This window comes from Amphibacillus cookii, assembly GCF_016908375.1.
In the GTDB taxonomy this organism is placed as follows: domain Bacteria; phylum Bacillota; class Bacilli; order Bacillales; family Amphibacillaceae; genus Amphibacillus_C; species Amphibacillus_C cookii.
In genome coordinates, this window is sequence record NZ_JAFBDS010000014.1 from 1 (window position 1) to 25849 (window position 25849).

General features: G+C 38.5%; 27 protein-coding genes. All 27 read left to right on the forward strand.

Going from position 1 to position 25849, the window contains the following annotated elements:
* The first annotated feature begins 356 nt into the window (after nucleotides 1-356).
* The 27 genes from JOE23_RS16300 (at nucleotide 357) to mreB (ending at nucleotide 25840) form a co-directional block, all read left to right on the forward strand.
* Entirely contained in the window at nucleotides 357-851 is a 495-nt protein-coding gene (locus tag JOE23_RS16300) for a hypothetical protein (protein WP_204440165.1), read from the forward strand.
* 48 nt (nucleotides 852-899) lie between these two features.
* Nucleotides 900-1463 carry a hypothetical protein gene (locus JOE23_RS16305; protein WP_204440168.1) on the forward strand — a complete coding sequence of 188 codons (564 nt, stop codon included), beginning with the start codon at nucleotides 900-902 and terminating at the stop codon, nucleotides 1461-1463.
* A 256-nt stretch (nucleotides 1464-1719) separates the two neighbouring features.
* Nucleotides 1720-2313, forward strand: a complete 594-nt coding sequence (locus JOE23_RS16310; protein ID WP_204440169.1) for a low molecular weight protein arginine phosphatase — start codon at nucleotides 1720-1722, stop codon at nucleotides 2311-2313.
* Between the two features lie 77 nt (nucleotides 2314-2390).
* Nucleotides 2391-2837, forward strand: coding sequence for a ribose 5-phosphate isomerase B (gene rpiB / locus JOE23_RS16315; protein ID WP_204440177.1), 447 nt, complete (start codon nucleotides 2391-2393; stop codon nucleotides 2835-2837).
* On the forward strand, nucleotides 2818-3384 hold the full coding sequence (locus JOE23_RS16320) for a TIGR01440 family protein (protein WP_204440179.1): 567 nt from the start codon (nucleotides 2818-2820) through the stop codon (nucleotides 3382-3384). Before rpiB ends, JOE23_RS16320 begins: the two co-directional genes overlap by 20 nt.
* Nucleotides 3385-3428: 44 nt before the next feature.
* On the forward strand, nucleotides 3429-4664 hold the full coding sequence (gene glyA / locus JOE23_RS16325) for a serine hydroxymethyltransferase (RefSeq protein ID WP_204440181.1): 1236 nt from the start codon (nucleotides 3429-3431) through the stop codon (nucleotides 4662-4664).
* A 587-nt stretch (nucleotides 4665-5251) separates the two neighbouring features.
* Complete coding sequence (upp, locus tag JOE23_RS16330) at nucleotides 5252-5881, forward strand: uracil phosphoribosyltransferase (protein WP_204440183.1); 630 nt, start codon at nucleotides 5252-5254, stop codon at nucleotides 5879-5881.
* 61 nt (nucleotides 5882-5942) lie between these two features.
* Complete coding sequence (gene wecB / locus JOE23_RS16335) at nucleotides 5943-7088, forward strand: non-hydrolyzing UDP-N-acetylglucosamine 2-epimerase (protein ID WP_204440185.1); 1146 nt, start codon at nucleotides 5943-5945, stop codon at nucleotides 7086-7088.
* Between the two features lie 128 nt (nucleotides 7089-7216).
* Nucleotides 7217-9367 carry a S8 family serine peptidase gene (locus tag JOE23_RS16340; RefSeq protein ID WP_204440187.1) on the forward strand — a complete coding sequence of 717 codons (2151 nt, stop codon included), beginning with the start codon at nucleotides 7217-7219 and terminating at the stop codon, nucleotides 9365-9367.
* A 521-nt stretch (nucleotides 9368-9888) separates the two neighbouring features.
* Entirely contained in the window at nucleotides 9889-10266 is a 378-nt protein-coding gene (locus tag JOE23_RS16345) for an ATP synthase subunit I (RefSeq protein WP_204440195.1), read from the forward strand.
* An 18-nt stretch (nucleotides 10267-10284) separates the two neighbouring features.
* The gene (gene atpB, locus JOE23_RS16350; protein WP_017471038.1) at nucleotides 10285-11007 is read left to right on the forward strand and encodes a F0F1 ATP synthase subunit A; all 723 of its coding nucleotides are present in this window, start codon (nucleotides 10285-10287) and stop codon (nucleotides 11005-11007) included.
* 84 nt (nucleotides 11008-11091) lie between these two features.
* Entirely contained in the window at nucleotides 11092-11298 is a 207-nt protein-coding gene (atpE, locus tag JOE23_RS16355; protein ID WP_204440197.1) for a F0F1 ATP synthase subunit C, read from the forward strand.
* Between the two features lie 38 nt (nucleotides 11299-11336).
* Complete coding sequence (atpF, locus tag JOE23_RS16360) at nucleotides 11337-11855, forward strand: F0F1 ATP synthase subunit B (protein ID WP_204440199.1); 519 nt, start codon at nucleotides 11337-11339, stop codon at nucleotides 11853-11855.
* Nucleotides 11852-12397, forward strand: a complete 546-nt coding sequence (locus JOE23_RS16365; RefSeq protein WP_204440201.1) for a F0F1 ATP synthase subunit delta — start codon at nucleotides 11852-11854, stop codon at nucleotides 12395-12397. Before atpF ends, JOE23_RS16365 begins: the two co-directional genes overlap by 4 nt.
* A 15-nt stretch (nucleotides 12398-12412) precedes the next feature.
* Nucleotides 12413-13921 carry a F0F1 ATP synthase subunit alpha gene (gene atpA / locus JOE23_RS16370; RefSeq protein ID WP_204440203.1) on the forward strand — a complete coding sequence of 503 codons (1509 nt, stop codon included), beginning with the start codon at nucleotides 12413-12415 and terminating at the stop codon, nucleotides 13919-13921.
* A 22-nt stretch (nucleotides 13922-13943) separates the two neighbouring features.
* The gene (gene atpG, locus JOE23_RS16375) at nucleotides 13944-14819 is read left to right on the forward strand and encodes an ATP synthase F1 subunit gamma (protein ID WP_204440290.1); all 876 of its coding nucleotides are present in this window, start codon (nucleotides 13944-13946) and stop codon (nucleotides 14817-14819) included.
* A gap of 28 nt (nucleotides 14820-14847) precedes the next feature.
* Complete coding sequence (gene atpD / locus JOE23_RS16380) at nucleotides 14848-16251, forward strand: F0F1 ATP synthase subunit beta (RefSeq protein WP_204440205.1); 1404 nt, start codon at nucleotides 14848-14850, stop codon at nucleotides 16249-16251.
* 19 nt (nucleotides 16252-16270) lie between these two features.
* Nucleotides 16271-16675, forward strand: a complete 405-nt coding sequence (locus JOE23_RS16385) for a F0F1 ATP synthase subunit epsilon (protein WP_204440207.1) — start codon at nucleotides 16271-16273, stop codon at nucleotides 16673-16675.
* Nucleotides 16676-17169: 494 nt separating this feature from the next.
* The gene (locus JOE23_RS16390; protein ID WP_204440209.1) at nucleotides 17170-17403 is read left to right on the forward strand and encodes a DUF1146 family protein; all 234 of its coding nucleotides are present in this window, start codon (nucleotides 17170-17172) and stop codon (nucleotides 17401-17403) included.
* A gap of 95 nt (nucleotides 17404-17498) precedes the next feature.
* Nucleotides 17499-18176 carry a YwmB family TATA-box binding protein gene (locus tag JOE23_RS16395; protein ID WP_204440211.1) on the forward strand — a complete coding sequence of 226 codons (678 nt, stop codon included), beginning with the start codon at nucleotides 17499-17501 and terminating at the stop codon, nucleotides 18174-18176.
* Between the two features lie 36 nt (nucleotides 18177-18212).
* Entirely contained in the window at nucleotides 18213-19520 is a 1308-nt protein-coding gene (murA, locus tag JOE23_RS16400) for a UDP-N-acetylglucosamine 1-carboxyvinyltransferase (RefSeq protein WP_204440219.1), read from the forward strand.
* Nucleotides 19521-20608: 1088 nt separating this feature from the next.
* The gene (spoIID, locus tag JOE23_RS16405) at nucleotides 20609-21583 is read left to right on the forward strand and encodes a stage II sporulation protein D (RefSeq protein WP_204440293.1); all 975 of its coding nucleotides are present in this window, start codon (nucleotides 20609-20611) and stop codon (nucleotides 21581-21583) included.
* Nucleotides 21584-21640: 57 nt separating this feature from the next.
* Nucleotides 21641-22450, forward strand: coding sequence for a stage II sporulation protein SpoIIQ (locus tag JOE23_RS16410; RefSeq protein ID WP_204440221.1), 810 nt, complete (start codon nucleotides 21641-21643; stop codon nucleotides 22448-22450).
* A 382-nt stretch (nucleotides 22451-22832) separates the two neighbouring features.
* Nucleotides 22833-23840, forward strand: coding sequence for an AimR family lysis-lysogeny pheromone receptor (locus JOE23_RS16415; RefSeq protein WP_204440229.1), 1008 nt, complete (start codon nucleotides 22833-22835; stop codon nucleotides 23838-23840).
* Nucleotides 23841-23879: 39 nt separating this feature from the next.
* Nucleotides 23880-24137 carry a hypothetical protein gene (locus JOE23_RS16420; protein WP_204440231.1) on the forward strand — a complete coding sequence of 86 codons (258 nt, stop codon included), beginning with the start codon at nucleotides 23880-23882 and terminating at the stop codon, nucleotides 24135-24137.
* 200 nt (nucleotides 24138-24337) lie between these two features.
* Nucleotides 24338-24595, forward strand: coding sequence for a sporulation transcriptional regulator SpoIIID (spoIIID, locus tag JOE23_RS16425; RefSeq protein WP_204440233.1), 258 nt, complete (start codon nucleotides 24338-24340; stop codon nucleotides 24593-24595).
* Nucleotides 24596-24838: 243 nt separating this feature from the next.
* Nucleotides 24839-25840: a rod shape-determining protein gene (mreB, locus tag JOE23_RS16430; protein WP_204440235.1), complete on the forward strand. Its 1002-nt coding sequence runs from the start codon at nucleotides 24839-24841 to the stop codon at nucleotides 25838-25840.
* Nucleotides 25841-25849 lie beyond the last annotated feature (9 nt).

The following is a 25849-nucleotide window of genomic DNA, read 5'->3' on the forward strand; positions in this document are numbered from 1 at the left end:
ACGATACTTAAATTATTGAACCGCCGTATACGGATCCGTACGTACGGTGGTGTGAGAGGTCGACTAGCCAATTAATGGCTAGTCATCTACTCGATCACGCGTTAGGAAAATCATAAAGAGTCGAAATTGCCGAAGTGGAGTTTTTCTAATATAAGCGGATCATTTAGCTTGTTAAATAGCTTTAAAAGGAATTAATAAAGACTTATTCATTCAATGAGCCTAGGTCGTTTTTCCTTCTTGGAGATTTCGTTCATTTAAACTCCCTACTTTAGTCATATTCAAAAATTAACCATAAAATCTGTATAATGGAAGGGTTGTTTAGAGGAGATTATTATTAAACGAACGAGGTGAACGAATTGGATAAAGAATTACGTAATGCGCTAACTATAGTTGCTGCATTGATACTCTTAATATTACTTCTTTATGGTAAATATGACGTTGATGAAGCAAAACAAATTGAGAACGAAGAACGTACAAGATTGTCGATGATAGCGTCTAGATACTCATTAGGAGTACATATCCAAAATTCAGATGGTGTATTAGATATCGATTTATATCCTACTGATGATACACAAATACTCATAGATAAACTAAGCCTTGTAGCAGAAGTCGTGCCCATTTTTGAAGCGCCTAGGCAACAAATTAATGAAAATGATTGGGTAGCTGTTAGTGATATTTTGGGGGATCAGCGTTTAGAATATAAAGCCTATTATAGAAGTTTAAATGAGGAATTACAGCAAAATTCCGTGCATCCAGAGTCAATAAAGTGGTTTATCTACTCAAGCTCTTTATATGTAAGAGAGGATTTAGAACAGCTATTTAATGAACAAGGAGTTGACTATGATTTTTAAATAAAAGAAAGTATTACTGTAGTAATAGTGTAGAAGATGGTGACAAACGTGCGAAATAAATTTAAAGCTAGATTTAAAGTAGGTGTAGCGCTCTTAGTTATTGGCACTTCATTTAGTTTTTTGTTTCGCCCTAATGATGACATACTAATTAAACAAGAAATTGATCAATTCCTTTATAGGGATACTAATATTTATCATAGTGAAACGAATGATAAGAATGAGGCAATAGCTTTTTATCAATGGTATCGAGCAGATCAATTAGCAGTAATAGAGTTGAACAAAAAACGATTTAATTGGGAAATTGTAAGAGGAGTAACCGAAGGATTTACAGGGGATATACAATTCATTCAATTAGATTACTATGCCGTAATCTTTCAAAGAATTCCTGCTCGTGTCGTGAATGTTGAAATATTAACCCAGAATGAAACGGTCCATAACGGAAGAATAGTAGTGGATGAGCATTATCAGCCTTTTTGGTTTTACTATTCTGACACAGAAGATCTTTCAAATGCAATCATAACGACATATGATGAAGATGGCGAGATTGTCGAAGTTATCGACGTACCTGATCAACCTAACGAAAATTTACAGCGGACCATAACCATTGAATGATGACGAGGAGCTTAGTAACTATATATAAGGTTACTAAGCTTTTTGCACTGAACAGGACAAAATTCTTGTTCGATTGTGAAAGAAGATATGTCAATTGCCCGCTTTTGTTTCAACTGCTTTGCTCTATGGCTACATGTTTAATGATCTCTTAGCTTTTGTTGTTTTGCTATTAACCCCCGGAGGATAAGTCATTTGGTCGATATGGATCGAGTATGTTATTATTTAGCTAATCATACTTGCGAAAAGGGGAGAAATGATGAATATTCTATTTGTCTGCACAGGAAATACGTGTCGAAGTCCAATGGCAGAAGCGATAATGAAGGCAAGAACAAATCATCATGTGAGGTCAGCAGGTATTTCAGCTGTTGACGGCATACCAACGAGTGAGGGGACGGTTAAGGCACTTAAATCAATAGATCTTGATTTTGAAGGGCAATCATCACAACGCATTAATGATCAACTGGTGGATTGGGCTGATTTAATTTTAACGATGACGCGTCAGCACAAACAAGTTGTTGCTACACAATATTCACGTGCTTTTGAAAAACTGTTTACATTGAAGGAATATGTGAGTGAAGACGCTGATGAGAAATGGCAAGACTTAAAGCAAGCCTATCTTAACTTGGAAGAAAAACGCATGCTTGTTCATGAAGAACATGGTCATCAACAAACAGAACAACAACTCAGAGCATTTTTAAGAGAAGAACAAGATGAAATCGAACGGATAGAGAAAGAATTACCAAACTATGATATTGCCGATCCACTCGGGATGGATCAACAAGCATATCAAAAGACATTAACCGAAATTAATGATGCGCTTGAGACGTTAATAAAAAAATTGTCAGAATAATAATAAAGCAACTGTTCTTTCTATCGAAAAATGAGTACAATATAAAAGACTATAATGACTGAGAGGTGTGTGTAAGGATGAAAGTCGTACTAGCATCAGATCATGGTGGGTTTGAATTAGCCAGTGAAATCGAAGCCTTTCTGAAAGAACGAGGTATTGAAGTCGACAATATCGGGTGTGGTTGTCCAGACTCTGTCGACTATTCAGATTATGGAATTCCAGCTGCGGAAAAGGTGGCTGAAGGCGAATATGATCGTGGTATTGTCATTTGCGGGACAGGTATTGGCATGTCGATAGCGGCAAATAAAGTTAGAGGGATTCGCTGTGCGCTTGTTCATGATGTGTATACCGCGCGTGTAACGCGTGAGCACAATGATTCCAATGTCTTGGCAATGGGTGCACGTGTAATTGGTGTCGATTTAGCGAAAGAGATCGTTAAGACTTGGATTGGTGGTCAATTTGAAGGTGGTAGACATGCGCGACGTATTGAAAAAGTGATGGACTATGAATCGAACGAAAACTGAGCCACTAAATTGTGAAGAGCTTGATCAGCAACTTAATCAACTGGTTAAAGAATGGCAAGCGAATGACGATCTTAAAGCAAAGCGTTCTCTAGTCATCGGTTGTTCAACGAGTGAAGTCATGGGTCATGTGATCGGAACATTGGGTAATGAGCAAGTAGCTGACCGTATTTTTAAGGCGATGAAGCAACTTCAAGAAAAAACAGGGGTAGCTCTATTATTCCAGTGCTGTGAACATTTAAATCGTGCCCTCGTTACTGACCGTAATTTTGCTGAAGCTAAAGGTTATGATCCGGTTCATGTGGTGCCAGCCTTAAAAGCAGGTGGGGCAATGGCTACTTATGCCTATCGCAATCTTGATGATCCTGTTTTAATTGAATTTGCGCAAGTCGAAGCAGGTATTGATATTGGCGATTCTATGATTGGGATGCATATTAAACATGTAGCTGTTCCTGTAAGGTTAGAACAAAATCGGATCGGTCAAGCGCGTGTGAACGCGGCTTATTCACGTCCTAAGTTAATTGGGGGAGAGCGTGCAGTCTATAGATAATACAGCTTAAGGAATATTCAATTTAGATAAGGGGATGAAGTAAGATGGAAAACGTAAAAGCTCACGACAAAGAACTATTTGAAGCAATTGAAAAGGAAAAGGCACGTCAACATGATAAAATTGAGTTGATTGCCTCAGAAAATTTTGTATCTGAAACAGTGATGGAAGCACAAGGGTCTGTGCTAACAAATAAATATGCAGAAGGTTATCCTGAAAAACGTTATTATGGTGGTTGTGAGTACGTCGATATCGCAGAAAACCTAGCACGTGATCGTGCCAAGAAATTGTTTGGTGCTGAGCATGTGAATGTCCAGCCACACTCAGGGGCACAAGCTAATATGGCTGTTTATCATGCTTTTTTACAACCGGGTGATACAGTGCTTGGCATGAATTTATCACATGGTGGTCATCTAACCCACGGAAGTCCTGTTAATTTTAGCGGAAAGCTTTATCAGTTTGAAGAATATGGTGTTGATAAAGAAACAGAAACGCTTGATTACGAAGCGGTACGTCAAAAAGCATTAACTGTTAAACCAAAGCTTATTGTCGCTGGAGCAAGTGCCTATCCGCGTTCAATTGATTTTAAGACATTTCGTCGTATTGCTGATGAAGTGGGAGCTTATTTAATGGTTGATATGGCGCATATTGCTGGCTTAGTCGCAAGTGGTGAACATCCAGATCCGATCCCTTATGCAGATTTTGTCACAACCACGACGCATAAAACATTGCGCGGCCCAAGGGGTGGTATGATCTTAACGAAGGCAGAATATGCGAAACAAATTGATAAGGCTGTTTTTCCTGGTATCCAAGGCGGTCCCCTTATGCATGTCATTGCAGCAAAAGCAGCTGCTTTTAAAGAAGCACTGGACCCTCGTTTTGCTGACTATGCGAAACAAATTATTTCAAATGCTAAAGCTTTTGCACAATCGCTTGAAAAAGAAGATGTACGTCTCATTTCAGGTGGAACGGATAATCACTTATTATTACTTGATGTACGCAGTCTTAACTTGACGGGTAAAGAAGCTGAAGAAGCGCTTGATGATGTTGGTATTACAACGAATAAAAACACGATTCCATTTGATCCGGAAAGTCCATTTGTTACAAGTGGGGTGCGTGTTGGAACGGCTGCCGTAACGACACGTGGCTTTAAAGAAACAGAGATGGAGGAAGTCGGAAAAATTATTGCTTTCACGTTAAAGCATCATGCCGATGAAACGAAAAGAAAAGAAGCACGTGCGCGCGTTAAAGCATTAACAGATCAATTCCCTTTATATCGATAAAAAAATAAATGAGTTAATATGATAATCGAACTATAATAGGCGTTTAACCAATTATAGTTCGTTTGTTTATTTTTATAGGACATGTCATTTGCTTTACCTAGTGAAAGTTAGACTAAACCCGTCACATCATGTGACAACATTTAACAGACCTTCATCCTATCCGTGTCCGTGGAAAGCGAGTATATTTCAGTTGCGATGATTCCCGGGACTTACTCATTCAGTATGAACCACTAGTCTAAGTGGAGATAAGCAAGGGGGTGAGACTTCTGCGGGAATAGGATGAGCTGAAGATCCACTTGAGGCGTGATCTTTGCGACTCAAGTTAGCTGAAGCCATCCCCGCGAAAAGCGAATCCCTTGCTTTTCGGAACGACATAACGTGCTAAACGTATGCGGCACATCCATGCAGAAGTAAAGGCAACAAGCCTATTGAACACGATCAAGGTTGAATGACTATTTTCAGTGTGCGAAAGTTTAGTAGTAATAAAAACATTTTTCTACAAAATTCCTACTAAGATGACTTGAAAGCGTTGTGAAATTTCAGTACACTTTTATAGATACATCATTTTAATGAGGAGTGGTCAAACGATGGGAAATGTATTTGTATTGGATCATCCATTAATTCAGCACAAGTTGACCCACATTCGTAAAACGGAAACGGGAACAAAAGAATTCCGAGAACTTGTTGATGAAGTCGCAGGTTTAATGGCTTATGAAATTACTCGCGATTTACCTGTCACTCAGGTGACAATTGAAACCCCAGTAGCAAAAATGGAGTCAAATGTTTTAAGCGGTAGAAAAATTGGCATCATCCCGATTTTGCGTGCAGGACTTGGTATGGTAGAAGGTGTCCTTCGTCATATCCCAACCGCCAAGGTCGGACATGTTGGTTTATATCGTGATCCAGAAACGTTAATGCCGGTTGAATACTATATTAAAATGCCTAATGATATAGCCGAAAGAGAATTAATTGTTGTTGATCCCATGCTTGCAACAGGAGGTTCGGCGAAAGATGCGATTGATTCACTAAAAAAACGAGGGGCCAAAAATATTAAATTAATGTGTTTAATTGCTGCTCCAGAAGGGGTCGATCTTATTAAAGAGGCACATCCTAATGTTGATATATATTTGGCCGCTATGGATGAGCGACTTAATGAGAAAGGTTACATTATCCCAGGTTTGGGCGATGCAGGCGATCGTTTGTTCGGAACAAAATAATGATTTCAAGCAGTTATTAACTTAGAAATCAATACTTTCACTATTGAAAGGAATTATAATGATGAAAAGTAAATTAAAGGTAATGCCAATTTTCGGAACCCGACCAGAAGCGATTAAAATGGCTCCCCTAGTTCTTGAGTTATTAAAAAGGTCTGATCAAATTGAAACTATTGTTACAGTAACGGCTCAACATAGAGAAATGTTAGATCAAGTCTTAGATCTATTTAACATTAATCCAGTCTATGATTTGGATATCATGAAGGCTAACCAAACCCTCTCCAACATTACAACTAGGGTGATTGATGGTCTTGATTGTGTTATTAAAACTTCTAAACCTGATATTATTTTAGTGCATGGAGACACAACTACAACATTTGCTGCTTCTCTATCAGCATACTATAATAAAATAATTGTCGGCCACGTTGAGGCTGGATTACGTACAGGGGATAAATATTCTCCATTCCCAGAAGAGATAAATCGTCAGTTAACGGGTGTACTTAGTGACCTACATTTTGCGCCAACAGACAGAGCTAAATTAAATCTACTTAATGAGAATAAACCGTTAGAACAAATTTATGTAACTGGTAATACAGCGATTGACGCATTAAAAACAACTGTGACTAAGGATTACCAACATAGTGTCTTATCAAAAATTGCTGATAAAAAACTGATCTTAATGACAGCTCATAGACGTGAAAATATTGGCGAAAATATGAGTCAGATGTTTCGAGCGATCAAACGATTAGTCGAAAAACATCAAGATATACATGTGGTATATCCTGTTCATCTTAATCCAAAAGTTCAAGAGATTGCTAATAAGATTTTAGGGGAGAATGATCGAATAGATTTAATTGCTCCATTAGATGTAATTGACTTTCATAATTTATCTTCTCGTTCACATTTGATTTTAACTGATTCTGGAGGTGTTCAAGAAGAAGCTCCATCTCTAGGTGTACCGGTGCTTGTTCTGCGTGATACAACTGAACGGCCAGAAGGTATTCAGGCAGGAACATTAAAGTTAGTAGGTACAAATGAAGATATGATTTTTCAAGCAGCAGATCAATTGTTATCAGATGATAATGCATATGAAGAAATGTCTAAAGCGTCCAATCCCTATGGTGATGGAAAGGCTAGCACTCGAATTGTTGATACAATACTTTATTATTTTAAAAAGACAGATATTAAACCAGAACTTTTTAAGTTTTAAGCATCAACCAGTGTATGTTATAACATACACTGGTTGATTTAATTTAAGTATTGGAAGGTACACGCTAGATTAAATGCATGATTTTAAGTTGCTATCACATACTACATTTAAAAAGGGGATCATCTATAGTGAAGTTAACCTCAATAATGAGTATGATCATTTTTCTCTCCTTAACAATAACACCACAAGTAAATGCAACCATTGACACGAGTCGAGTATTAATTGAACTTGATATAGCTACTGAAAAATTCGAGTTAGAACTAGCTCGAGATTTTCCAAATGTGACGATCATCGAACGATTCGATACTTTATTACAAGGTCTAGCTATTGAAGGTAAAGCAACACAACTTGAACGTATTATTCAACATAAATTGGTAAAGCAAGCTTATCCAATTGCTACATATACGGTAAATCCACAGCACACAGAGCTGATATCAGTTCCAACCACTTCAATAAAAGCAGCAGATCAAGATCAATATACCGGGAAGGGGATAAAAGTAGGCGTGATTGATACAGGTATTGATTATCACCATCCTGATTTAGCACCGAATTTTAAAGGAGGTTACGATCTCGTTGATTTTGATGATGATCCGATGGAAACAACAGCAAATCAAGGTATACCAACTCTTCATGGCACACATGTTGCTGGGATTATAGCAGCGAATGGCGCTTTTCAAGGCATTGCACCAGATGCTGAATTATATGGCTATCGTGGCTTAGGACCAGGCGGGGTGGGAACAACGATTCAAGTGATTGCTGCATTAGAAAAAGCTGTAAATGATGGTATGGACATTATTAATTTATCATTAGGTAATTCGGTGAATGGACCAGATTGGCCAACGAGTATTGCAGTTAATCGTGCTGTTGAAAAGGGGGTTTCTGTTGTGATCGCCAATGGCAATACGGGTCCAGACCTTTGGACGGTAGGTTCACCAGCGACCGCAACAGAAGCGATTTCTGTTGGTGCATCAACAGAGATTTACACAGAACCCGTTTTACAAGCGTTCCCTCATGATCGTTCGATCACCTTACAACCGCTCACGGGCAGTGCTGATTGGGATTTAACCCGTGATTATCCCGTTGTAGATGGGGGATTAGGAATCGACGCTATTGCTGATGCGACAGGAAAGATCGTATTATTTCAACGAGGTGAGATTACATTTACTGAAAAAATGATGGTGGCAGAACAGGCAAATGCAGAAGCGGTACTGATTTATAACGACAGTGATGAGGATATTCAAGCCGGTATAGATTATATATCTGACCAACCTGCTGCTGTTATTAATAAGGAAGATGGTGAATGGCTATTAAAACAAATCAATGATCAAGGAAAGATATGGTTAAGAACATCTTTTATTACACATGATAATGAGATTGCTTCATTTAGTTCAAGAGGACCTGTTACAACCAGTTGGCAAATCAAACCTGAGATTGTTGCACCTGGAGTGGATATTTTAAGTACGATACCTGAGGGTTATGCCAGTTTGCAAGGTACGAGTATGGCAGCACCTTATGTAACAGGTGTATTAGCCGTATTAAAGCAAGCCCATCCCAGTTGGACGCCTCAACAGTTGAAGGGCGCTTTGTTGACACAAGCAGAGCATTTAGCTGAACAAATTCCGACAGAGCAAGGCATGGGGCAAGTTAACCTTGAAGCTGCTATTGATACACCTATTATTATTGAGAATCCGATGGCAAATCTCGGTTTAATTCAAGACAGAAAAGAAGTTAAAACACATCATTTCACAATAGAAAATGTATCTGATCAAGCCACTTCGATTCGGTTTGAGCGCCCAAGTCTCAAGGCTGGGATAAGTTGGAGATTTCCTTCTACAATCATGATTGAACCGGGTCAATCGAAAGATTTACCGGTTTCGGTCACCTTACGTCCCGATCAACTAGAGCAAGGTATCCACCAAGATTATCTAAGCCTAACTATTGATAATCAACATTATCAATTACCTTATTTATTCATTAATCAAACCGCAACTTATCCTAAGGTCGCTGGATTTGAGATTGAGCCGATCTCTGCTAATCCCGATCATTATCAGTGCCGTTTGCAGTTAGCAGAAACAAGTGATCAAATCATAATTGATGTTTATGATCCCTTTACCTACACTCATATTGGGCGTGTCTATGAGCAAGAAGAAGCAGAAGCGGGCATGTTAGAAGTCCAATTGGATTTAAGCGAATATCAAAACCAAGTAGACTATCTATTCAATGTTACAGTAATCAAGGGTGACGACGTTTACTATTACCAACATAATTATTACTCATGAAACCTCAGTGAAATGTCCCCTTTGACTGGTCAGTCGTAAGGGGACATTTTGTAAACACAACGATGAACATGCATTCGTGCGAATAGATGGTGAGGTCATTTTCCGAAGCAAAAGTTTAAGCTACTCGCTATAAAAGGGGCTGCCTGCTTATAAATCGTCGTATAAATTTGATTCATCTAATAAAACAGATATTTATCACAGATAACCGTCCTTAAACCGCCTGGCTCAAGAAGAGAGTGAAGTTAATTAAGCGATCGCTAATGTCCTGATTTACTCAACTAACCATTAGCGGGTGAAGACTGAAAGCGCCCCCTGATGAAGTTTCGTTTTACTGAACGGTGATTCATTTTGTGTTCATCCCTTCTTGTCATTAAGGAAATGCTAATTATGACCCACTATAATTAATATGTAATCGCTTTTAATTGTGAAATTTTCATGTCTATACGCTTTTTTTGACAACGAGTGTTATAATGGGATTATTCGGTTTAAAGATCGCGTTGAAATACGTTGGAGGTAGTCAAATGGATCATTATCAACAAATGATAAGAGGCCAAAAAAAATGGCTTCAAGGTATGATATTGATCATGATTATCGGCACGGTTTTGACATTAGGTCAACGAACATGGCTTGGTTTGTTATTAGGAAGCTTAGCGAGCTATACAAATTTATGGTTACTGCAAAGACATATTAATCAAATTGCTGAAGTCGCCATGGGATATAGACGATTTGCAACAGCTGGGACAATTAGCCGTATTGGCTCAGCTTTACTTGTCGTGGCGTTGGCATGGCGATACGATGCTTATATTAATTTTTTTGCAGTGGTTATGGGGCTGATGCTCAAGTATGTTGTTATTCTGCTTGAGGCTTTTGTTCGTTTGAAAACCGGATCATTAAAATAGAGAAAAGGGGTGAGAATGATGGACCATGGTGCACCAATTATCGAGAATCTATTCGGGATACCTTGGTTAAGTATTGATTTGTCAAGTGCCATGATGATGGTGGTTTCTTGTTTGATTGTCTTTATTCTTGCTGTATTAGCAACACGCAATTTAAAGATGAAACCAACCGGTATCCAGAACTTTATGGAGTGGGTCGTTGATTTTGTTAAAAAGATCATTAACGACTCGATGGACTGGCGTACGGGTAAAGTTTTTTTACCATTAGCTTTGACGTTAATTACTTTTATTTTCATTAGTAATATTCTAGGTGTAATCGTTATTGGGGTTTATGATGGCGATATTTGGTGGAAGTCACCAACTGCTGATGCTGGTGTAACCTTAACCTTAGCTGGTTTTATGATTATTATGACTAACTTTTATGGTGTGAAGATGCGTGGCACAAAAAAGTATGCCAAAAGTTTTGTAAAACCTGTATTCTTCATTTTACCATTTAAGTTAATTGAAGAGTTTACCAATACCATGACGCTGGGATTTCGTTTGTACGGTAATATATTTGCTGGAGAAATACTACTCGGCTTAATTGCAGAGATGGCATTTGTTACCCTACCGATTGCCTTTATTGGTGCTCTTATTCCTATGATTTTGTGGCAAGGATTTAGTTTGTTTATCGGCGCTATCCAAGCTTTTATTTTTACCACGTTATCTATGGTTTATATGTCACACAAAGTAGAAAATCATTAATAACGCCTTGTAGGCAATATAGAGAGAGGTTTGGCAAATCACAGGACCTCAACAACTTGAACTGAATTTAGAGGAGGAAAAAACATGGAAGCTATAGCAGCCGCTATTGCCGTTAGTTTTGCAGCATTAGGCGCAAGTTTTGCTAACAGTATTATTGTAAGAAGTACAATTGAAGGGATTTCACGTCAGCCTGAATTGCGTGGACCACTCCAAACCGTTATGTTAATCGGTATCGCACTTGTAGAGGCAATTCCAATTCTTGCTGTCGTTGTTGCCTTTATGATCTTATAGTTGTGGAATAATTTATTGTTATGGAAGGAGTGGCTATAGTGCAACACGTCGTGATCGGCGCAGCCGTTGGTGGTTTGCATATTGGTAATATTATCGTAACACTTGTCAGTTTTACTGCGCTTATTTTTCTGCTGAAGCGTTTTGCTTGGGGGCCGTTAATTAATGTGATGGAAGAGCGCGAGCATTTTGTTGCTACGGAACTGGAAACAGCTCAAGAGAAGCGAGTCGAAGCAGATCAAGCGATTAAAGAAGCGGATCAGAAATTAGATCATGCACGAAAAGAAGCGAAACAAATTGTTATTGATGCAAAGAAGTCGGCAACCACTTTAGAAGAAAATATTTTGTCAGAAGCTCGGGAAACAGCGAAAAAGATGAGACAGGATGCTGAAGATGAAATGGCTGTCGAACGTCAAGAAGTATTACAAGAAATGCAATCAGAAGTAGCTGATATCGCATTTCAAATCGCTATGGATATTATCCAAAAAGAAATAAGTCCAGAGGATCAAAAACGATTAATTCAAGAGCGTTTGGATCACTTAGGAGAGGACAACTCATGAAAAACCGTCTAAAAGCTAGACGTTATGCCGAGGCCTTGTATCAAGTAGCTAAAGAGAAAGGGAATCACGATCGTATTGAAGCAGAACTGCAAGTGATTAGAGAGGTTTTTCACGATAAATCAGATTTGGTTGGTTTTCTTCAGAATCCACAGCAATGGCTGAATAGAGCGCGTATTATTAAATCGACTTTTACAACCTTTTCTGCCGAAGTGGTTAAGACCTTATTGATCATGGTTGAGCATCATGCAGAAAAAGATGTTGTTGCAATGGTCGATCATTATGTCCGACTATTAAACCAGGATCGTTGTATTGCTGTTGGAGAAATACGGACGGCTGAACCATTAGCTGAGTCAGAAAAAGCGGAAATATCAAATCGCTTCGCTCAAAAATTTGGTTACCAACAACTTAAATTAAATAATATTGTTGATTCACGTGTGATTGGTGGTTTTAAAATTATTGTTAATCAACAAGTATATGATGCGTCTGTTCAAGGTCGTATTCAAGAAATGAAACGGGATTTTGTTCCGTTATATAAAAGGTGATAGGGGTGAAATGGCATGGATATCAGAGCTGAAGACATTAGCGCCCTGATTAAAAAACAAATCCAATATTATCAAAATGACACAGAAATACAGGATATTGGGACTGTTATCGAAACAGGAGATGGTATCGCCCAAATCTATGGTTTGAACAATGCCATGTCTGGTGAGCTTGTTGAATTCTTAGATGGAACAATGGGTTTAGTGCAAAGCCTTGAAGAAGATCGTGTCGGGGTGGTTATTCTTGGTTCACACCTTTCGATTCGAGAAGGCGATGAAGTTCGACGAACAGGTCGAATTATGGAGGTGCCCGTTGGTGAAGCATTACTAGGCCGTGTGGTCAATCCTTTGGGCCAGCCAATTGATGGCAAGGGGCCGATTGATACGGATCAGACACGACCGGTTGAATCTCCAGCACCTGGTGTTATGGAACGGAAATCGATACATGAACCTGTTCAAACAGGGATCAAAGCGATCGATGCACTTGTACCGATTGGACGAGGTCAGCGCGAGCTCATTATTGGCGATCGGCAAACAGGGAAAACAACAGTGGCAGTCGATACCATACTTAATCAAAAAAATCAGAATATGTTTTGCATTTATGTGGCAATTGGACAAAAAGATTCCACGGTCCGGGCTACTGTAGAAACATTTCGCAAGTATGGAGCACTTGATTATACAATTGTCATTAATGCCGGTGCTTCAGCGCCAGCACCACTACAATATTTAGCACCGTATGCTGGTATTGCTATGGGTGAAGCATTTATGTATAACGGTCAACATGTTTTAGTGGTTTATGATGATCTGTCAAAACAGGCAGCTGCTTATCGTGAGTTATCGTTATTATTAAAGCGTCCCCCAGGAAGAGAAGCCTTTCCAGGTGATGTCTTTTATTTACACTCAAGATTATTGGAGCGAGCAGCGAAGTTAAGTGATGAGCTAGGTGGAGGATCCCTTACCGCTTTACCGTTTGTCGAAACACAAGCAGGTGATATTTCAGCTTATATTCCAACGAATGTTATTTCGATTACGGATGGACAAATATTTTTGCAGTCTGACTTATTCTTTTCTGGAGTGAGACCTGCGATTAATCCAGGGTTGTCGGTATCACGTGTTGGTGGGTCAGCGCAAACGAAAGCGATGAAGAAAGTAGCGGGGACACTAAGAATTGATTTAGCTTCATATCGTGAGCTTGAGTCATTTGCACAATTTGGATCAGATTTGGATCAGGCGACGATTGCAAAGTTAAACCGTGGTAAGCGTACGCTAGAAGTGTTGAAGCAAGGCTTGCATAAACCGATTGCCATGGAGAAGCAAGTTATGATTATTTATGCACTGATACACGGTTATTTAGATGACATTCCAGTTGAGGATATCAATCGTTTTGAATCAGATTTTTACACCTATTTAGATGGTGCTTATTCAACGTTATTAGAACAAATTCGGCAAAGTGGGCAATTAGCAGAACCAGAAGACATGGAAGACGCGATTGTTACTTTTGTGAAGCAGTTTGTTCGGTCAGTATAGTGTCGAAGGAGGATGAGTGATGATACCCTCGTTAAGAGAAATTCAAAAGCGAATCAATTCGACTGAAAAAACGAAACAAATAACGAATGCGATGCATATGGTGGCTGCATCTAAGCTAGGTAAATCAGAGACAACCAACCATGCTTTCGTTGCTTACGCTGAAAAAATTGAGGAAATGGTTCATCATATTGTTGAAAGTTATGGTGAGCATAATCACCCGATTATTATTCCACGCAAAGTGAAGAAAACAGCTTACTTTGTTGTGACGGCCGATCGCGGGTTAGCGGGTCCGTTTAACAACCAAGTGTTGCGTCGATTGGAAGAGATTATTGCAGAACGACATCATTCACCACGTGAATATACGATTATATCGATCGGAAGAATAGGTAGGGATTATTTTAAGAAGCGGAACATGCCTGTGCTAAGAACGGTAACAGACTTGCCAGATAACCCATATTTCAGTGATCTTGAGGACTTAACCTTTGATACGGTTCAGTTTTATTTAGATGGTGAATTTGATCAGCTTGAAATGATCTATAATCATTTTTTATCAGCAATGACGCAAGAAGTTCGTTCAAAAAGGATTTTGCCTTTAATTGGTGAAGATGATGTTGAAGATTTAAAGAAATCGCGACATAGTGAATTTATTTTTGAGCCAAATGAAGAAGAGATCTTAAAATCACTTTTACCACAATATGCAGAAAGTTTAATATATGGTGCTTTTCTCGAAAGTAAAGCAAGTGAAAATGCAGCAAGGATGAATGCGATGCGTAATGCAACAGATAATGCTGACAAAATGATTTCGGATTTGCGTATGCAGTATAATCGAGCACGTCAAGCTCAAATCACGCAAGAATTGTCAGAGATTATTAGTGGAGCGGACGCGCAAAATGATTAAACGTTTGTTGTTATAGGAGGAATAATCGATGAGTAAAGGATATGTCACACAAGTCATTGGCCCCGTCATCGATGTTAAATTTGATGAAGGTGAATTGCCGAATACAAACGATGCGTTGGTCGTAAGTGCACATCAAAATGAGCAAATCGTTGAGATTACGCTTGAAGTAGCACTTCACCTTGGTGACCATAAAGTTAGGACCATTGCGATGTCTGCAACAGAAGGGATTAGACGTGGGGATGAAGTTACAAATACGCATGCCCCCATTAAAGTGCCTGTAGGAAAAGAAACATTAGGTCGAATTTTTAATGTATTAGGCAAAGAAATAGATGGAGAGGCCCCATTATCAGAACAGACCAAAAAACTAGCGATTCATCGTCCTGCTCCGGATTTTCGTAAATTGTCAACTGAAACAGAAATATTAGAAACAGGTATTAAAGTTGTCGATTTACTAGCACCTTATATTAAAGGTGGTAAAATTGGATTGTTTGGAGGCGCGGGTGTTGGTAAGACCGTGCTAATCCAAGAATTGATTCACAACATTGCTCAAGAGCATGGGGGTATTTCTGTTTTTGCGGGTGTTGGTGAAAGAACGCGTGAAGGTAACGATTTGTATTTTGAAATGAAAGATTCAGGCGTTATTAAGAAAACAGCGATGGTTTTTGGCCAAATGAATGAGCCACCAGGTGCAAGGATGCGTGTGGCATTAACCGGTTTAACTATGGCTGAATATTTTCGAGACAAAGAGCGACAGGATGTTTTGCTGTTTATTGATAATATATTTCGATTTACCCAAGCAGGATCGGAAGTATCGGCATTGTTAGGTCGAATGCCATCAGCTGTTGGTTATCAACCAACCCTAGCTACAGAAATGGGACGTTTACAAGAGCGTATTACATCAACGAATCATGGTTCGGTTACATCAATTCAAGCCATTTATGTACCAGCTGACGATTATACGGATCCAGCACCAGCGACAACGTTTACCCACTTGGATGCAACAACAAGTTTAGATAGGAAATTAGCAGAGCAAGGTATTTATCCAGCCGTTGATCCATTAAATTCTTCATCACGTGCATTGGATGTGAATGTCGTTGGAGAAGAGCACTATAAGGTGGCCCATCAAGTACAGCAAACCTTGCAACGCTATCGCGAATTACAAGATATTATTGCAATATTAGGTATGGACGAATTGTCAGATCAAGACAAAATTATCGTTGCCCGTGCACGTCGGATTCAATTCTTTTTATCGCAAAACTTTCATGTTGCTGAACAGTTTACTGGGCAACCGGGATCTTATGTGCCAGTAAAAGAAACGGTTCGAGGCTTTCAAGAGATTTTAGCAGGGAAATACGATGATTTACCTGAAGATGCTTTTCGTCTTGTAGGTACGATAGATGAAGCTGTTGAAAAGGCGATGAAAATGGCTTGATTCAAAGGAGGGGCAGACGGTGAAGAAATTAACAGTTGAGGTGGTTACGCCAGATGGTCGCATTGTAAATGATCAGTTTGACATGGTCGTTGTTCACTCTGAAAAGGGAGAATTAGGGATACTGCCTGGTCATGCCCCCTTAATTGCTCCATTAATTATTAGTTCAGCGCGCCTAAAGACAGGAAATGAATCGATGAAAGTTGCAATAGGTGGGGGACTTGTTGAAGTTGATCAAGATCACGTCACATTACTGGCTCAATCAGCTGAAACACCAGCGAAAATTGATGTCCAGCGCGCGCGAAAGGCAAAAGAAAGAGCAGAGCGTCGAATTCAACAAAAACGTGATCATGTTGACTTTAGAAGGGCTGAACTTGCACTGAAACGAGCGATCAATCGACTAAATATGATAGATGAAGATATCTGAGATGAGAAAAACTTTAACGCGGTGATATACTGTGTTAAAGTTTTTCTATATCAGTGTGGCTTATCTTAAGTATTAGTAAAATATTAGCTGTTTTTTTTAATGTTTTCACAGGTAATTGTCCGTAAAACGCCACCTCAATATTGAGAGTGGAAGTTATATCTATTTAAGTGGACGCTAATGTTCAGATTTGCTTCAGTGGGCAAGTAAGATCGTAGACTAAAACCGCCACGTCCTTAAGAAGAATTACAGACTAAGATCGCCACGTCCTGTGGCAACGTCTGCATAACCTACATCCTGTAGGCCCACGTCTATATGACCTACGTCCTGTAGGCCTCCGCCTACTGACTGAAGGTTCGTTTCATCATAGTTCCCATGGTTCCTCTAGGTTGAGGCAAACGTCGGTTAGTCTTTTCCTGTGTTCAGGTGAAAGATGTTATTACGACATAAATCAGCTATATTTCCTGGGAAATAACAAATTATTTAGGAGGTTTAGAATGATTCAAGAACTTGGTGTACAAGCGCTAATCAATATTTTCTCTCATTTGATTTTTATCATTATCACGTGGCAAGTCATACAAGCGGTAAGGTTAGATGGTATTTTTAAGAAAGATAGAATTATAGAAGGACGAATACTGGTTATTTTGATAACGATTGTTATTGGCTCAACTGTGAGTCGGTTTTTCATTGATTTAATCAACTGGACACAGCAAGTTTTATATTTATTCTAAAGGTTAACATGTCGAGATATGACAAATGATTAGGCGTATAGCCACCTTTCACTTGGTCGATAATGATAGATAAAATTAAGTGAGGGTGTTTGTTGATGTCTAAAGTTATTATTCAAAGTCTTATCGCTGTTATAATATCCCATGTTTTATTTGTTGGAAGAGGGGAAACGACATTACATGAGTTGATCAACTTTGCTGATACCTATCAATATCAAATTGAAACAGGCGAGCTTCTGATCAAAGAGACATTTTCATTGGATGCATTTGAAAAGCTAAGAAGCCATATAGAGAGAAGTGGCTTTTTACATAGTGATCAATCTAAGGAGAAGTATGTCAGAATGCTTAGCCCCAATATAACAGAAGAATTAACTATTATTAAATCCGAAAAACAGCAGCAGCTTACGCTAAATTACCAGCTTTCTGGTGATGTGGTTGAACTATTTGAAAATGAAGATTTATATAATCAATTTAAATCATTAATTGGCACGATTTACACAAATAATATGCACAATTATGCTTGTGTTCAACTGACTGGAAATGGTATTATAGATGGTGGCTATTTTTTTGAAAAATTACAAAGTGATTTAATGATTAGTGAGGTCAGTAGACTAATAGAAGAAGATTTCATTGTTGTCTCTGGATTATCAGATCAGTTCAAGAGTAAAATTCCTACAGGAGATGCAGGGATGAATGTGCAAATAGCGAGTCGAATAGGAAGAGATGGTGAAACCACCTTTACAATTGGCACACCTATCCTAACGACTGAATACTAATAAAATATAGACTTTGATGTTAGAGGAGAATGAGCCTTGGAAAAAATAATAATAAAAGGTGGTCGCAAGTTATCTGGAGCTGTAAAAGTTGAAGGCGCTAAAAACGCCGTATTACCAGTGATTGCTGCTACAATTATGGCGAGTAGTGGTAAATCAAAGATTACTAATGTACCGACTTTAGCCGATGTATATACAATGCAAGATGTGTTAACCCATATAAACACAAATGTACAAATGATTAATAATACGTTAACTGTAGATGCTACACAGCCTTTGTTAACAGAGGCGCCATTAGAATATGTGACGAAGATGCGAGCTTCAGTCCTTGTACTAGGCCCGTTACTTGCAAGGTATGGTCATGCTAAAGTAGCAATGCCAGGTGGATGTGCAATTGGCTCAAGACCGATTGACTTACATTTAAAAGGCTTTGAGGCAATGGGAGCAGAAGTACATGTTGGAAATGGCTATGTAGAATTATATACTCATAAACCTTTGAAAGGTGCAAAGGTTTATTTGGATATGCCTAGCGTTGGAGCAACAGAAAATATTATGATGGCGGCTGCGTTAGCAAAGGGTAAGACAGTAATTGAAAATGCAGCCAAAGAACCAGAAATTGTCGATCTTGCTAATTTTTTGAATAAAATGGGTGCTAAAGTTATCGGTGCTGGAACTGAAAATATTAAGATTTATGGTGTTAATCAACTTCGTGGAGCAGAACATGCTATCATCCCTGATCGAATTGAAGCAGGTACGTTTATGACTGCGGCGGCAATCACAGCGGGTAATGTACTTATTGAAGGAGCAGAACTTGAACATTTACGTTCTTTAATTTCCAAAATGGAAGAAATGGGTGTAATTGTTCAAGAAGAACGCACTGGCATTCGTGTGATCGGGCCTGATAAGTTAAAAGCTGTTGATGTAAAAACTTTACCTCATCCTGGCTTTCCAACAGATATGCAATCGCAAATTATGGCTTTAATGCTACAAGCGCAGGGAACAAGTGTCATTACAGAAACCGTTTTTGAAAATCGTTTTATGCATGTGGAAGAATTCCGTCGTATGAATGCCCAAATAAAAATTGAAGGGCGCAGTGTCATTATAGAGGGACCGGCTAATTTACAAGGTGCTGAAGTGCAAGCGACTGATCTAAGAGCTGGAGCTGCTTTAGTGTTAGCGGGGCTTGTTTCTGAGGGCTATACACGTGTGACCGAACTCAAACATATTGATCGTGGTTACGTTAATTTAGCGGAAAAACTTCAATTACTTGGTGCAGATGTCGAACGTGTTAATATTGAAGAAGCTGATGTAGTCATCGAACAACTGGAAAAAATTTCATCATTATAATGAATTTTTAATGTTATTGCTAAAAACAATGGTTAATGAAAAAATGATAGCAACACGCTCCACGGTACTGAAAATACTGTCGAGCGTGTTTTTTGTTTGGGAAATGATAAAAGTAGTTTTTGTCGAAAATAATGTCTTAACTTTTATCACAGCTAACCGTTTGTAAACCGTTTACCTCAAAATAGATATATAGGTGGGCGATAATTCACTCAACTAACCGAACGTCCCTGCTGATTGGAGTTTTGTTTTATGTGTAAGTATAGAAGAATTATTCGCGAGTAGAGCAGAGTATTCGCTTTGCTTCTTGCGCGCTTCTGTAACACTTCAATCATCTTTAATTACTCAACTTTCTCATCTGAATTTTCAGGTCTAGCATAAGGGTAACCCTCATATTAAATATAAGCGTTGCCTTTGAATATAGATTTTCGATTAATTGTAAACCTCGTTTTAGACTCGTAGGTGAGCTATGTTCCGCTTTCCGTGGGCGCACCAAAAGTGAGAAAATCGAATTCATTATGAACCACCCGTCTAAGTGGAGATAAGCAAGGGGTGAGACTTCTGCGGGAATAGGATGAGCTGAAGATCCACTTTAGAAGCGCTCTTAGCTTCTAAAGTTAGCTGAAGCCATCCCCGCGAAAAGCGAATCCCTTGCTTTTCGGAACGACATAACGTGCTAAACGTATGCGGCACATCCATGCAGAAGTAAAGTCAACAAACCTATTGAATACCGCGTCTATTGAACACAATCAAGGTTGAATGACTATTTTCAGTGCGAAAGTTGAGTAATTAAATAACGCTCGCAAACGATAAGGTCATCCGCATAGTCTAGTGATTAATAGCATATAGTTTATTACGGATATCCGTGAAACTTCCGCCACAAAATAAAGAGCAGAGATCATCTCTTTAGGCGGGAGCTAACGGCCGCTAATGTCCTGATTCACTCAGCTAACCATCAGTGGGCAAAGAACAAGGCTGCCTACTGATTGAAAGTTCGTTTTATTGTTAATAATTACTTTGGATCGGAGGGCTTTATTATTAAACCCATATCAAAAGAGCACCATATTTTTAAACCTATCCTTATATTACTAATGATCTTAATTATTGTTGCACTTGGCCTACCATCATCAATTGTTCTATTGAGTTCTAAAGAACCGATGCCAAATCCCCCCTTGGTAGACGATCAATCAATAGATCAAGATTTAAATGAAGAGAGTGTGATTACCGTAAATGTCGAGCGTTCTGAAACCGATCAAGTGGAATCGATCCCACTCGAACAATATGTGATTAGCGTAGTCGCTTCAGAAATGCCGGCTGACTTTGAACTTGAAGCCTTAAAAGCGCAAGCATTAGCGGCTAGGACATATATTGTTCAATATATGATGGCTACCGGTTCGTTGGAATCTGATAAGACGATTACAGATACAGTTCAACACCAAGTATACCGTAGTGAAGAAGAGCTTAAAGCATTATGGGGAGCGGATTTTAACTGGAAGTATGAGAAAATAAGTGAAGCGGTGACAGCCACGGCTGGAGAGATATTGACTTACAATGATTCCCCGATTACACCTGCTTTTTTTTCGACAAGTAATGGTCAAACAGAAAACGCCCAAGATTATTGGGAAAATGAACTTCCTTATCTTATTAGTGTAGATAGTGAGTGGGATAAGGATTCACCGCGATTTTTAGATCAGAAAAGTATACCTATTCATGAGGTGGAGCAATCTCTTGGCATATCTATTAATGAGACCGTTTCTTCACCACGTATGACATATACTGAAAGTGACCGTGTGCAGACTGTTGAATTGGGAGGGCAGATCTTTACAGGTAGAGAGATTAGAGAGAAGTTAGATTTAAGATCAACTGATTTTACTATTGAACAAAAGGATGATCACCTTGTTTTCACAACTAAAGGGTTTGGGCATGGTGTTGGAATGAGTCAATACGGAGCTAATGGTATGGCTAAGGAAGGAAAAGATTATAGCGATATTGTGCTCCACTATTACCAAGGTGTGGACATTTCAACAATAACAGAAGCAATTCCAACCCTAGTTGCAAAAAAATAAAAAATAAATGTATATAAATTCCTCTTTCTGATCAGAATGGTTGCTGAGGTGATGAAAATGAAAGAGGAAAAACGTGGATTATCATACCACTGGAAACGGATCATTAAGAAAAAAGGATTTTTCCCGGCACTTTATCTTGTTGTTGCTGCGCTCTTACTAACTGGTGTGCTTTGGTATCAAAATATGGATCGTATTTCAGAGCCGGATTTGAACCATGATCACAACTTGCAAGATGAATTGCGCGGTGAAAACCCGTATCAATTAGATGAGGCATCTGATCCGGTAACAAACCCTGTCGAAAATGTAAGTTTGCCTGTTTTGTCAGAAAGTGAGATTCAAATTGTTACAAAGTTTTATGATCATGAAGTAGAAGAAGAAGATCAAGAACAAGCTCTTGTGTTTTATAATAATAAGTATTATCAAAGCCAAGGGATTGATATTACGGCCACTACAAGTGATCCTTTGCCTGTAGTAGCAGCGCTAAGTGGAGAAGTTGTGGAAGTGAAGGAAGATCCACTGTTAGGTTTTGTTGTTCAAATTGAACATGATCATGATGTAACTACTTATTACTCTAGTTTAACAGATGTTGAAGTTGAGATTGGTGATAAGGTAGCGCAAGGAGATGTACTTGCCCACGCAGGAACAAGTTTGTTTGGTCAAGACAAAGGAACGCATATCCATTTTGAGTTGCGTAAAGATGGACAAGCGGTAAACCCAGAAACATTTTTAGAACAACCTGTAACTGATATCGTTATTAGTAACGCTGAAGATGTAACAGAAGACCAACCAGATCTCGAACAAGATGAACAAGAAGATGAGGCTGAAGAGGAAGATCTTGAGTCTGGAAGAACAACAACACATAGCTAACGATGTGTCAAACTCAGTGCATCAATTGTACTGAGTTTTTTTGTCGTTAGTCCAAGTCTATGAAATCCACTTATTAATAAGAAGAGTAAGTAGAATCGGTAAAAAACGAGCGAATGCGAGTTTTCTAATTACATTAGATCAATTGACTCAAGCAAACGCTTTTACACGAATAACTGATATTATTTTTATTCAAATGTGTAAGAATGAAACATTGTTTTAAATATTTACATAGCCTATGGTTTAAACGGTTGGTAAACTATATTTAATAGCTATTGTCGAAGAGTTGAAGTATTTGTCGAACGATTTTACCGTTGTTACTCTTGTAAATTTCTGAGAATATGTAACAATAATAGTGTAGAATTTAAGGGGAAGGAGGCAGCTAGTGTCGAATCAAGAAGAGTATCGTAAGCAACAATTGAATTTAAATGCTGAAGCCTATTTCTATTGGCTCGAGTCTCATGTAGACAAGCAAGACCATCTCCTTCTATTACGTGATTTTTTTATGACAACAAATGACGCCTATTCTCAATGTATAGGTTTAGAATTTCTTTATATGCACGGTTATTTTAATTTGATGGATGAGCTGATCGAGAAAAATAAACAAAGCAAAAATAAAGTTAACCGTGATTGGGCGTATTTGTACGAATTAATAATGGCTAAATTGAATAGACAAGTGCATTTGGAGTTTTTGTTAGAAAGTGCTCAACGATTAAATACCGAAGATCCATCTTTGTCTTGTATTAACCAATTATTTATCATTTCGATTCATTTTGATATGTTCGAATATGAAATACTTGGGAATAAACTAGATCGACTTTTAATACAAGTAAAAAACATTTCCCATCCTATTATTGCACCATTAATCAATCAACGGTTAGAATTGGTTTTGTTTCACCACTATTGGAAGCGCAATGAAATGATTTTAGCTCGAAAACATGGTTTTAACGCATTAGCGGGAACCAAAAACCGTTATGTGCTTGCCAATTTGCACATTAATTTAAGTTTATCGTATATATTTGATGAATTTGAGTCTGCCATCTTCCATCTTAATGAATCAAAGAAAAATGCAGAAAGCTTAAATTTAATGTGGATCATTAATATGATTGATAATCAAAATATTCCTTTTTTATGCGCTCACTTTAATCAAGCTTGTGATATAAAAACGCCTGTTAAAAGTGAACAAGCCCATCTAGCCATTGCTAGGGGGGACCTGAAACTTGCTCAACATTTACTATCGGAAGTAACTGAAGATACACCCTTTACTAAATACTATGTAGGGCGTGCTTATCAGGATCGTCGCATCTTACTTCAAGCCTATAATGAATTTATCGAGAAGCGAAGCGATCATTTTTTTGCACGCTTACCCTTGACAGCATTGAAAACTTTGTAGCTTCAGTTTTTCATAAAATATTTAAGGAGGTGACAAGAGATGAAACGTAAATTTATTTCAACCTTAATGGCATTTATAATGGTAGCTGTTTTCAGTGTGGTCCAACTAAGCACGACATCTTTTGCTAAAGCTGAAGTTAAACCATTAGACCCGGGACATGGAACGATTTTCAGCAATCCAGGTGATAGTGTTAATGATCCAGGACATGGAACGATTTTCAGCAATCCAGGTGAAAGTATTAATGACCCAGGGCATGGAACGATCTTTAGCGACCCAGGACATGGAACGATTTTTTAGTTTAATTATGATAAGTCGGCTTCTATTAAAGGAGTCGACTTTTTTATCGTTCTAAAACACGCATATTCAAACGTTGCCACTAATAAAATGATACAAACTACAGAAAGACGGTCTGAGGAATTGTATTTGAATCATACGTGCTTATTCGTGCTAATCTAACTTCCCACACCTTGGCCAAACAACAGGAGGAGGCAAATGATGTGCATGATTATATTAAAGAAAGAACCATTAGAATTGGTCAACATATCATTGATACAAAGAAAACAGTTAGAACAATTGCTAAAGAATTCGGTGTATCTAAAAGTACGGTCCACAAAGATCTAACAGAACGTTTACCAGAATTAAACCCTGAGCTTGCTACTCAAGTAAAAGAAATTTTAGAACACCATAAAGCGATTCGTCACCTTAGGGGTGGAGCAGCTACTAAACGAAAATACGAGCAAACGCCTAACTACTAATCACAGGGTGTGATCCTTCCTACTTCCTTTCCACTTTTCATCATAAATAATGAGTTATCAACGTCACATAAGCAATTGAATCATGGATAATTTCATTAATTCTGTGAAAAATTAATGAAATACATGATTTTGCACAATCTATTTACAAAATAGATTAACTTTACTAACCAATTTATGCTATTATATATTATTAGAGGTAATATCGTTTTTTCGGAAGTTATTTACATAGGGAGGATCGAATTCATGTTTTCAAGAGATATAGGAATTGACTTAGGTACGGCAAATGTATTAATTCACGTGAAAGGGAAGGGGGTTGTCTTGAATGAACCCTCTGTCGTTGCGATGGATCGCTCAAGTGGGCGTGTATTAGAAGTTGGAGAAGCGGCTCGTCGGATGGTAGGGCGTACGCCGGGAAACATTGAAGCGATTCGCCCATTAAAAGATGGGGTTATTGCAGACTTTGATGTCACTGAATCGATGTTAAAGTATTTTATCAATAAAATTAATGTGCGTGGTATGTTTTCGAAGCCGCGTATGTTGATTTGTTGCCCGACTAACATTACCAAAGTAGAGCAAAAGGCAATTAAAGAAGCAGCTGAAAAATCAGGCGGAAAAAAAGTTTACTTGGAAGAAGAACCTAAAGTGGCAGCCATTGGTGCAGGGATGGATATCTTCCAGCCTAGCGGTAATATGGTTGTTGATATCGGTGGTGGAACAACAGATGTCGCTGTCTTATCAATGGGTGATATTGTAACGGCTCAATCGATAAAGATGGCCGGGGATAAATTTGATGGTGAGATTTTAAATTATGTGAAGCGACAGTATAAACTTTTAATTGGTGAACGTACAGCAGAAGATATTAAGATTCATGTTGCTACTGTTTTCCCTGGTGCCCGTCAGGAATCTATTGATATACGTGGTCGTGATATGGTAACAGGATTGCCTCGTACGATAACGATAAAATCAGATGAAATTGAAGAGGCGTTACGTGAGTCAGTCGCCGTTATTATACAAGCTGCTAAAAATGTACTAGAAAAGACACCGCCTGAATTATCAGCGGATATCATTGATCGTGGCGTGATACTAACTGGTGGTGGTGCCTTATTACATGGTATTGATCAACTGTTATCTGAGGAATTAAAAGTACCTGTCTTTTTAGCGGAAGAGCCGATGCATTGTGTGGCGAAAGGAACAGGGATCATGCTGGAAAATATTGATAAAATAGAGAAGCGATCATTAATATAGAAGTATATT